Annotated in this window: 1 protein-coding gene; it reads right to left on the minus strand. The window is 52.8% G+C overall.

Translation table 11 applies throughout. From position 1 onward, the window contains the following. Window positions 1-967, minus strand: a 967-nt coding sequence (locus NB063_RS29630; protein WP_250932955.1) for an IS4 family transposase, incomplete at its 3' end; no start/stop codon positions are given. Between the last annotated feature and the right edge of the window lie 59 nt (window positions 968-1,026).

Genomic DNA, 1,026 nt, shown 5'->3' on the forward strand with positions numbered 1-1,026 from the left:
ACAGAGAGGCGAGGTCTTCCGCAGGGTAGGCTTCCGCTTTAAGCAACGTGGTCGCTAGCGTGATCTCACGCGATCGAAACCCCTTTTGCTCGACCTTGTACTTCAAGTGTCGAACCAGAATGAGTGAAGGGAATTTCGCATACTCCTCTTCGCTCATCCATTTCGGACGCTGCGGTTTTCGATAGCCAACAACTTGATCGAGGTAACCCTGCTTGAGACCGCGTCGAAAGTCCACCTTGCGAAGATGATGGGCTCGTGCGACAAGGTCGATCCCACGCATTTCGCCCGCAGCTAGCAACCAGAAATTCGCATAGTAACGATCGGCAAGAAGGATTCTACCCGGTAAAATACGATCAATAACCGTTCGCAGCAGAGCGGTTTCACCTGTTTGCTTTCCTTTGTAAGGACCAATGGCGGTGTGGTTGATTGCTCCGGTGGCAAGCGAAAACACTCCGATCATTCTTGCAATCGGAAATCCGCATCCTCGCTTTTGGCTTGTCATCTGAGGGTACTCTTCTTGGTTCTCATCCGTGTCTGCCATCATCACGGTCCAGCCGTCGACCATTTCGACGATGCGGTTGTGGAACAGCCACGATTCGTCGGTGACTTGTTCACATCGACAGGACGTCCAAGCCAAAAGTTGCTCGAAGAGTTCCTCGGGTAATCGACAGCGTGCCTTGCAGTACGCGGTTGTCACGCTACTGACTTTTGCCAGTCCGCGAGCGACACGCCACGCGTTCAAACGTGTGACCGCCTGTTGGCAACTGTGATCTTTCGAGAGAACCTGGCTGATGAACATCCAGACGACGATCATCGGATTGTAGATTCGATCGCGATACTCATGGCCGATCGAAACGCAAATGGCGAGGACTTCGGCTTTGGGCAGCAGCAGATCAAGGCAGAGCGATTTGGCCGACCGCAGTTTGCTTTGAACATCTGCTGGCGAATCGGTAAACTGATTTCTCACGGTGGAGCCTCCTGGGAGTAGTGATGTTGAGAACCACCATTTCAAAGGAGCTTCGCCGT

It is taken from the genome of Aporhodopirellula aestuarii (assembly GCF_023701485.1).
Lineage (GTDB): Bacteria > Planctomycetota > Planctomycetia > Pirellulales > Pirellulaceae > Rhodopirellula > Rhodopirellula aestuarii.